Source organism: Rhodanobacter sp. B2A1Ga4 (assembly GCF_018101315.1).
Lineage (GTDB): Bacteria > Pseudomonadota > Gammaproteobacteria > Xanthomonadales > Rhodanobacteraceae > Rhodanobacter > Rhodanobacter thiooxydans_A.
Map to the genome: position 1 here is coordinate 24,555 of NZ_JADBJR010000009.1, position 9,268 is coordinate 33,822.

The 9,268-nt window shown below is 60.3% G+C and carries 9 protein-coding genes; 5 read left to right on the forward strand and 4 right to left on the reverse strand.

From position 1 onward, the window contains the following. Positions 1 to 9: 9 nt before the first annotated feature. From rfbD to rfbB, 4 genes are read right to left on the reverse strand one after another with little or no spacing between them, the layout of a single operon-like run. Entirely contained in the window at positions 10 to 945 is a 936-nt protein-coding gene (gene rfbD, locus IMW82_RS17725) for a dTDP-4-dehydrorhamnose reductase (RefSeq protein WP_211005526.1), read from the reverse strand. Continuing rightward, positions 942 to 1,499, reverse strand: a complete 558-nt coding sequence (gene rfbC / locus IMW82_RS17730) for a dTDP-4-dehydrorhamnose 3,5-epimerase (protein ID WP_211005527.1) — start codon at positions 1,497 to 1,499, stop codon at positions 942 to 944. Before rfbC ends, rfbD begins: the two co-directional genes overlap by 4 nt. Next, a complete protein-coding gene (gene rfbA, locus IMW82_RS17735) occupies positions 1,496 to 2,380 on the reverse strand; it encodes a glucose-1-phosphate thymidylyltransferase RfbA (protein WP_211005528.1) in 885 nt (294 codons plus the stop codon). Before rfbA ends, rfbC begins: the two co-directional genes overlap by 4 nt. Further along, on the reverse strand, positions 2,377 to 3,447 hold the full coding sequence (gene rfbB / locus IMW82_RS17740) for a dTDP-glucose 4,6-dehydratase (protein ID WP_211005529.1): 1,071 nt from the start codon (positions 3,445 to 3,447) through the stop codon (positions 2,377 to 2,379). The genes rfbA and rfbB overlap by 4 nt, the downstream gene beginning before the upstream one ends. Before the next feature lie 268 nt (positions 3,448 to 3,715). Between rfbB and IMW82_RS17745 the strand changes: the two genes are divergently transcribed. From IMW82_RS17745 to IMW82_RS17765, 5 genes are all read left to right on the forward strand, one after another. Continuing rightward, a complete protein-coding gene (locus tag IMW82_RS17745; RefSeq protein WP_211005530.1) occupies positions 3,716 to 4,885 on the forward strand; it encodes a PLP-dependent aspartate aminotransferase family protein in 1,170 nt (389 codons plus the stop codon). 50 nt (positions 4,886 to 4,935) lie between these two features. Beyond that, the gene (locus IMW82_RS17750) at positions 4,936 to 6,369 is read left to right on the forward strand and encodes a glycosyltransferase family 4 protein (protein WP_345777146.1); all 1,434 of its coding nucleotides are present in this window, start codon (positions 4,936 to 4,938) and stop codon (positions 6,367 to 6,369) included. Beyond that, the gene (locus IMW82_RS17755) at positions 6,366 to 7,160 is read left to right on the forward strand and encodes an ABC transporter permease (protein WP_211005531.1); all 795 of its coding nucleotides are present in this window, start codon (positions 6,366 to 6,368) and stop codon (positions 7,158 to 7,160) included. The genes IMW82_RS17750 and IMW82_RS17755 overlap by 4 nt, the downstream gene beginning before the upstream one ends. Beyond that, complete coding sequence (locus IMW82_RS17760; protein ID WP_211005532.1) at positions 7,157 to 8,383, forward strand: ABC transporter ATP-binding protein; 1,227 nt, start codon at positions 7,157 to 7,159, stop codon at positions 8,381 to 8,383. The genes IMW82_RS17755 and IMW82_RS17760 overlap by 4 nt, the downstream gene beginning before the upstream one ends. Further along, positions 8,380 to 9,268, forward strand: an 889-nt coding sequence (locus IMW82_RS17765) for an FkbM family methyltransferase (protein WP_211005533.1), incomplete at its 3' end; no start/stop codon positions are given. The genes IMW82_RS17760 and IMW82_RS17765, both read left to right, overlap by 4 nt.

The window sequence follows — 9,268 nt, forward strand, 5'->3', positions numbered from 1 at the left end:
TGGTCCTTTTCAGTGATTGCTTGTGACCAGCCTGCGCATGACATCATGCAGGCCGTGTTGCCAGTCGGCCGGGGCGAAGCCGAAGCGCTGCCGGAAGCCGGCATTGTCCAGCAACGACCAGGCCGGGCGCACGGCCGGCGTGGGAAACTCCGCGCTGGTGATCGCGACCACGCGGGGCGAGCGTGCCAACAGGTCCAGTGCCACGGCTTCGCCGAAGATCGCGCTGGCGAAGCCGTGCCAGGTCGTCGCGCCGCTGGCGACCAGGTGGTGGGTGCCCGCCAGTGCATGGCGTTGCATACCATCCGACTGCAGCCAGCGGTCGAGTGCAGCTAGCGTGCCGCGCACGATCAGCATCGTGTCGGTGGGTGCGCCGTGCTGGTCGGCCACCACGCGCAGTTCGTCGCGTTCCGCGCCCAGACGCAGCATGGTGCGCAGGAAGTTGTGGCCGTGCGCGGCGTAGACCCATGCCGTGCGGAAGGTGAGGTGATCGGCGCCGCTGCCGTGCAGCGCCTGCTCGCCGACGAGCTTGCTGCGGCCGTAGGCGCCGAGCGGGCCGGTAGGCGCGTCGACGGCATACGGCTGCGCCTGCCTGCCGTCGAACACGTAGTCGGTCGAGTAGTGGATCACCAGCGCGCCCTGTGCCGCGGCCCATTGGCCCAGCACGCCGACCGCCTCGCCGTTGACACGGGTGGCCAGCGCCTCTTCCTGCTCGGCACGGTCGACCGAGGTATACGCGGCGGCATTGACGATTACGTCCGGCCGCAGGCGGTCGAGCAGGGCGGGCAGCGATTCGGGGACGGACATGTCGGCTATCTCGCCACGGCCACCGGCAGCCAGCACGCCGTCACGGCTGGCGACCACCAGCTCGCCGCGTGCGGCCAGGCCGCCGTCCTCGATGAAGCTGCGGCCGAGCTGGCCGTTGGCGCCAAGCAGCAGGATCCTCACGGCCGGTAGACCGGCAACCGCTCGTGCGGCACGTCCGCGAGCAGCGGCGTCTTGCCATCCTTGTCCGACAGGAGCGGTGCGCTGATGGGCCAGTCGATGCCGAGCGCGGCATCGTTCCAGCGGATACCGGCATCGGCCTTGGCGTCGTACAGCGCGGTGCACTGATAGGTGAAGGTGGCGAACTCGGACACCACGCAGAAGCCGTGCGCGAAACCTTCCGGGATCCAGAAGTGGCGATGATTGTCGGCAGTCAGCATCACGCCGATCGATTGCCCGAAGGTGGGCGAGCCGCGACGGATGTCCACCGCCACGTCGTAGACCTCGCCCTCCAGCACGCTGACCAGCTTGCCCTGCGGATTCGGCCACTGGTGGTGCAGGCCGCGCAGCACGCCGCGAGCCGAGCGCGAGACGTTGGATTGCACGAAATCGACGTCGATGCCGGCCTCGATCCATTTGGCCTTGTTGTAACTCTCGTAGAAGAAACCACGGACGTCGCCGAACACCTGCGGTTCGATGATCAGCGCGCCCGGCACTGTGGTTTCGATCACTTTCATCGTACGCGGCCTTGTCGGGTCAGCTGCTGCAGATACTGGCCATAGCCGGTCTTGGCCAGCGGCACGGCCAGCGCCAGCAGCTGCTCGGTGTTGATCCAGCCGTTGAGGTAGGCGATCTCTTCCGGGCAGCACACCTTGAGGCCCTGCCGGTTCTCGATCGTCTGGATGTAGTTGCCTGCTTCCATCAGCGACTCGTGCGTGCCGGTATCGAGCCAGGCGAAGCCGCGGCCGAGCTGCTCCAGGTGTAGCGAGCCGTTGTCAAGGTAGCAGCGGTTGAGGTCAGTGATTTCCAGCTCACCGCGAGGCGAGGGCTTCAACGAGGCGGCGTAGTCGCACACGCAGGCGTCGTAGAAATACAAGCCGGTGACCGCGTAGTGCGATTTCGGTTGGGCCGGCTTTTCCTCCAGCCCGATCACCTTGCCGGCGGTATCGAACTCGGCCACGCCATAGCGCTCCGGATCCTTCACCCAGTAGCCGAACACGGTGGCGCCATGTTCGCGTGCGGCGGCGCGCTTGAGCCGCTCGGTGAAGCCGTGACCGTAGAAGATGTTGTCGCCCAGCACCAGACAGCTCGGCTTGCCGTCGACGAAGTCGCGGCCGATCGTGAATGCCTGTGCCAGGCCATCGGGCGAGGGCTGCACCGCGTAGCGGATGTCGATGCCCCACTGCGAACCGTCGCCGAGCAGGCGGCGGAACATGTCTTGCTCGTGCGGAGTGTTGATCACCAGTACTTCGCGGATGCCGGCCAACATCAGTGTGGCCAGCGGGTAGTAGATCATCGGCTTGTCGTACACCGGTAGCAGCTGCTTGCTGATCGCGCGGGTGATCGGGTGCAGCCGGGTGCCGGAACCGCCGGCGAGAATGATGCCTTTCGTGCTCATGCGCTCAGTCTCTCCATGCGGTAGCTGCCATCGAGCACGCGCTGCACCCACAGCTGGTGGTCGAGATACCAGTCCACCGTGGCGGCGATACCGCTCTCGAAGGTCTGCGAGGGTTTCCAGCCCAGCTCGCGCTGCAGCTTGCTGGAGTCGATCGCATAGCGGCGGTCGTGGCCGGGGCGATCCTTGACGTAGGTGATCAACGATTCGCGCGCGCGGCCGTCGGCCAGCGGCCGACGCTCATCGAGCAGGGCGCAGATCGCCTTCACCACGGTAATGTTCTCGCGCTCGGCATTGCCGCCCACGTTGTAGGTTTCGCCCACCCGGCCGGCCTCCAGCACGCGGCGGATCGCGCTGCAGTGGTCACCCACGAACAGCCAGTCGCGGATGTTCCTGCCGTCGCCGTAGACCGGCAACGATTCGCCGGCCAGCGCCTTGGCGATCACCAGCGGAATCAACTTTTCCGGAAACTGGTACGGCCCGTAGTTGTTCGAGCAGTTGGTGGTCAGCACTGGCAGGCCGTAGGTGTGGTGGAACGCGCGCACCAGGTGGTCGGAGGCGGCTTTCGAGGCGGAGTACGGCGAGTTCGGTGCGTACGGCGTGGTTTCGGTGAACTTGCCCTCGGCGCCGAGCGAGCCGTACACCTCGTCGGTGGATACGTGCAGGAAGCGGAAGCCCTCACGGGCGGCGCCATCGAGGCTGCGCCAGTAGTCGCGGGCGCATTCCAGCAGACCCAAGGTGCCAACCACGTTGGTCTGCACGAACTCGGCCGGGCCGTCGATCGAGCGGTCCACGTGTGATTCAGCGGCGAAGTTCACGATGGCGTCGGGCTGGTACTCGGCCAGCAGTTTCGCCACCAGGGCGCGGTCGCCAATGTCGCCGTGCACGAAAACGTGACGCGCATCACCTTGCAGCGAGACCAGCGTGTCCGGATTGCCGGCATAGGTGAGTTTGTCCAGATTGACCACGCGTAGGCCGTCAGCCACCGCGTGCAGCACGAAATTGGCACCGATGAAGCCGGCTCCGCCGGTGACCAGCAGGGTTTTGCTCCTTGCGGATGATTCGTTCATCAATATGTCCTGGTTGGCTGAGCGGGGGCGCAGGCCGATTTGAACGCCGGGTGGGCAGCAGATGATGCCGCTTCCAGGCGTGATGACCAAGCGGCGGGCAAGATGGTGGATGCGCCGTGGCAAGAAATAGGCTGAGAAGGCGGCAGTTTGTTCACTTTGAGATGAACGTCATCCTCATGGCATGCCCGGCAGCTGCCGCTTAACGGCTAGAATCACAGGCTTATTGGCATCCAGGCGATCCGTCCGACGGGTTGGGAGAAACGAAGTGATGAAAAGCGGCAAGCAACGCAGTGAACAGGGAATGGGCACCCGTGCCATCCACGCCGGCCAGCACCCCGACCCCTCCACCGGCGCGATCATGACGCCGATCTACGCCACCTCGACCTACGTGCAGGAAAGCCCGGGCAAGCACAAGGGCTACGAGTACTCGCGCACGCAGAACCCGACGCGGATGGCCTACGAACGCTGCGTGGCGGACTTGGAGGGCGGAGTGGCCGGCTTCGCGTTCGCCTCCGGCCTGGCCGCCGCGGCGACCGTGCTGGACCTGCTCGACTCGGGCAGCCACGTGATCGCGATGGACGACCTCTACGGCGGCACCTACCGCCTGTTCGAGCGGGTGCGCCGTCGCTCGGCCGGACTGGACTTCAGCTTCATCGACCTGAACGACACGGCGGCGCTGAAAGCGGCGCTGAAGCCGAACACCCGGATGATCTGGGCCGAGACGCCGACCAACCCGATGCTGAAGCTGGTCGACCTGGCCAAGGTCGCCGCGTTCGCGAAGAAGCATGGCCTGATCCTGGTAGTCGACAACACGTTCTGCTCGCCGATGGTGCAGCGGCCGCTGGAATACGGCGCGGACCTGGTGTTGCACTCGGCCACCAAGTACATCAACGGCCACTCCGACATGGTCGGCGGCATCGTCGTGTCTGGCAGCAAGGAACTGGCCGAGCCGATGGGCTTCCTGCAGAACTCGGTGGGCGCCGTGGCCGGTCCGTTTGATGCATTCCTCGCCATGCGCGGCCTGAAGACCCTGCACCTGCGCATGCACCAGCATTGCGCCAGCGCGCTGGAACTGGCGACGTGGTTGCAGAAGCACCCGGCCATCGAGCGGGTGATTTACCCCGGCCTGAAGAGCCATCCACAGCACGCGCTGGCCAAGCGCCAGATGCACGGCTTCGGCGGCATCGTCACGATCGAGCTCAAGGGCGGCCTGAAAAAGGCGCGGCGCATGCTGGAGCGCTGTGAGTTGTTCGCGCTGGCGGAATCGCTGGGCGGCGTCGAAAGCCTGATCGAGCATCCGGCGATCATGACGCACGCCTCGGTGCCGGCGGCCAACCGCAAGCGGTTGGGCATCAGCGATGGGCTGGTGCGGCTGTCGGTGGGAGTGGAGGATCTTGCCGATCTTCGCGTGGAGTTGATGCACGCACTGGGTAATTGAGTTGTGGCAGCAACAGGCGCCTGTGTCGGCGAGACGACGGGAGGCATGCAGTGAGTGTCTCTGACAAGCCAAAAATAAGCATGGGCCTGGCGCTACTCGACCTGTCGACGTGGATCCGTCGGCGACCTTGGCTGAAGGCGATCTATCAACATTTTCCCGTAGCCATGCGCAAGCGGTTATCCGTTGCTTTGGCTTCACGTGCCAGTCGGCAAATCAGGTTTCAGCGAACATCGAACTGGGAGCGTAGAGGATGCTCGCCTGTCCGTGCTCCAGCCCTGGCCGAGAGCGAAGCATTTCACAAGGAGTTTGGTGAAAAGGCCGGCGTAAACATATTTGCCTATGCTCGCGGTCAGTTCGGGCTCGCTGAAAGTGCGCGTCTCTATACACGTGCACTGTTGGCTGAGGGCTACCCTTTGGCCGTCTACAACATCGAACTCGACATACCCCACGGCATGGATGACGTCAGCCTGGATCAATACATCGGCACAGACACGCCGTACGGGGTCAATCTGATCTTCGTCAATCCGGATTATCTCGAAGAAGCCATCGCGTTCATCGGGCATGTGCGCCTGGCCAATCGCTACACGATTGCATGCTGGTTCTGGGAGCTGGAAACATTCCCGGATGAGTGGCTGCCCGCCTTGTCGCTGGTCGATGAGGTTATGGTTTCATCCAGTTTTATCGCTGGCATGATCGAGCCGGTGACGGACAAGCCGATATTGCATGTGCCATTGCCTGTCGGTGAAATCGAGGATAGCGGCCTGGAGCGGGCTGACTTCGGTCTGGACGCCGCCGCATTCATCTTCCTCAACAGCTTTGACTTCAATTCCTTCCTGAGCCGGAAGAATCCCTTCGCGGCCATCGACGCCTTTCGCCTTGCGTTCTCCGACGACCGCATGGATGTTCGACTCCTGATCAAGTCGAGTAATGGCTACCGTCATCCCGAGTGCCTGCGTGAACTTCTGAGGGTTGCGGTATCCGATCCACGCATAATCGTTCGTGACGACGTGATCGACCGCAGTGACATGCAGGCACTGCAGCGTTGCGTGGATGCCTATGTATCACTGCATCGGGCGGAAGGATTCGGGCTTGGACTGGCCGAAAGCATGCGCCTGGGCAAGCCGGTGATTGCCACGGCCTGGTCCGGGAACATGGAGTACATGACACCCGACAACAGTTGTCTGGTCGACTACCGGTTGGTGCCGGTGAATGAAGGCGAATACCTGCACCATGCTGGCCAGCGCTGGGCCGAGCCGGACGTGGATCATGCTGCGGTGCAGATGCGCCGACTGGTTGAAGACCGGGAGTACGCTGCGAAAATCGGAGCGCAGGCAGCGATCGATATTCGGGAAAAACTTTCATTTCAAACGGCAGCAGCACATATCATCCGACGACTGGAGGCGTTGTCGTCGTTTTCACGATCGTCATCAGGCACGGGTTCTGATTCGGTAACTGGCATCCCCGTAAAGGCAAGCAATTCATGAAAGACATACTGACGGCGCTATGGAATTACCGTCACTTCATCTTTTCGTCGATCAGGAACGATCTTCGTTCGCGGTTTGCACGGAGCAGGCTCGGTGCGCTCTGGATGATCCTGCAGCCGCTGGCGCAAGTCGCAATTTATTCGCTGGTGTTGTCACGCATCATGGCAACAAAATTGCCCGGCATCGATAACCGTTATGCTTATGTCATATACCTGATGGCGGGTATGGTTGCGTGGTCATTGTTCGCCGAAGTGGTGACTCGGTCACTGACCATATTTGTTGAAAATGGCAACCTGATGAAAAAAATGTCCTTTCCAAGAGTTTGCCTGCCTTTCATCATCAGCGGTTCCGCATTGATAAATAATCTGCTTTTGTTGATGACGGCAATGGGCCTGTTCGTGCTCATGGGTCACGCAATGAGTCTGGCAGTATTATGGCTGCCGCTCCTTATAGTCATCAACCTGGCATTTTCGCTTGGCCTTGGTCTGATTCTGGGGGTGTTGAATGTATTTATCAGGGATGTGGCGCAGGTGATGACCGTGGTACTTCAACTGCTATTCTGGCTTACGCCGATCGTTTATATGCCGAACATCATTCCGGAGCGTCTGCGTGTAGTACTCGAGTTCAATCCGATGATGCATATGGTGGCGGCTTTCCAGAGCGTCATCCTGTACGGGCGTTCACCGGATTTTGGTGCACTGTCTGTTGTCGCTGTAGCGGCGGTTGCCCTGCTGTTGTGCTCTCTGGTCCTGTTCAGGCGTGCGGCACCGGAAATGGTGGATGTGCTGTGAACGGATCATTATTGGAGGTCATCGGGCTCGGCAAGGCTTTTCGCGACTATGGAAGCGAACTAATACGATTTGTTTCTTGGTTTGGGGTTCCCGTCAAGCCACGGCAAGAGGCATGGGTGCTGAGGGGCGTCTCGTTCAACTTGGTGGCTGGTGAAGCCATAGGCATCATCGGGCAAAATGGTGCAGGCAAAAGCACCCTTCTCAAACTCATTACGGGAACTTTGCGACCCACGGAAGGACGTATCACTCTGGGTGGGCGTGTATCGGCCATCCTTGAACTCGGCATGGGTTTCGACTTCGACCTCACCGGTCGACAGAACGTGTACCACACAGCCGGACTGATGGGATTCTCGCAGCGGAACATCGATGAAGTGATCGCCGCAATCGAGGATTTTGCCGAGATTGGTGAATACTTCGATCACCCTGTGCGCACTTATTCGAGCGGCATGCAGATGCGTGTCGCGTTCAGCGTCGCCACGGCATTTCGCCCGGATGTGCTTATCGTGGATGAAGCGCTCTCCGTTGGCGACGCATACTTCCAGCACAAGAGTTTTGACCGCATCAGGGAATTCCAGCGACAGGGGACGGCATTGTTGATCGTGTCGCACGACAAGTCAGCCGTGCAGTCACTGTGCAGTCGTGCGATTCTGCTCGACCACGGGCAGGTCGTGAAGGATGGCAACCCGGAAGAAGTGATGGACTTCTACAACGCACTGATCGCGGAGCAGGGAAATGCGACGGTTCAGCTGGATCGTCATGCGGATGGCCGCGTGCGTACAGTGTCAGGAACGGGCGAGGCTGTTGTTGAATCGATCAACCTGCTGAATGATGAGGGGCAGCCCGTCGAATTCGTCAACGTAGGCGATATGGTGGTTCTGCGGATAATGGTCCGCACCAAGGCGAAGATACCCAGGCTGGTTCTTGGGTACATGATCAAGGATCGCCTTGGGCAGCCAGTGTATGGCACCAATACCCATCATACGAAACAGGCGTTGTCCGACGTTGATGAGGGAGCGCTAGTCGAATTTCGAATTGCATTTCGGGTAAATGCAGGAGTCGGCTCGTATTCGATTTCTACTGCACTCGTCAGCACGGATACACATCTCGTGAACAATTTTGAATGGCGTGACCTTGCGTTCATCTTTACCGTGCTAAATCACGACAAGCCATATTTCGAAGGTATTGCCTGGCTTCCGCCAGAGATCGAGATCGAGCCGAAGTGAAATTCATATCCTACGCGCAGAATTTTGAAGACGTCATGCTGCGGCGTGCGCTCAAACGCGTAAAAAAAGGTTTCTACGTTGACGTTGGCGCACAGGACCCGGTACGGGATTCGGTTTCGAAGGCGTTTTATGAAATGGGCTGGCACGGCATCAACATCGAACCGGTGTCGATCTGGTTTGACAAGTTGAGTGTCGATCGCCCGCGCGACATCAATCTTCGCGTGGCTGCATCATCTTCCGATGGAGAGGTCACTCTCTATGAAGTAAAGGATAGCGGCCTGTCGACGATGGATGTCGATTATGCGAAAAATTACAGCCATGATGGCATGGAGGTAGTAGAGCATTCGGTACAGACACGAACGCTGAGTTCGATTCTTGCGGATGCGTCCGTTCAGGAGATCCATTTCCTCAAGGTGGATGTCGAGGGTGCTGAAGAAAGCGTACTCAGGGGAATGGACTTCAGCAAATATCGACCATGGATTATTCTGGTCGAGGCGAGACTCCCGAACTCTACTCGCGATGCATTTCGCAGTTGGGAATCTTTGATTGTTTCCGCTGGATATACGTTTGCCTGGGATGACGGACTCAATCGCTTTTATTATGCGAACGAGCACAGGCGGTTGGCGAGGGCATTCAAATTGCCTCCCAACGTTTTTGATCAATTTGTAACGTATGACGAGTCGCATTTAAGCGAACTCTCCCGTTGGGCACACGAACTGGAGACGAGGCTGGCGCAGGCGGAGGATGTCATTGCCACGCAAGCAGGGTTGGCCGCGCAGCTGGAGGCACAGCATCAGGATCTGCTGAAGCTGGATGCAGCACTGCAGGAAGCGCAGGCCAGCCAGTCTGTGGTGATGGCGGATCGTGACGAGGTGACACGCTGGG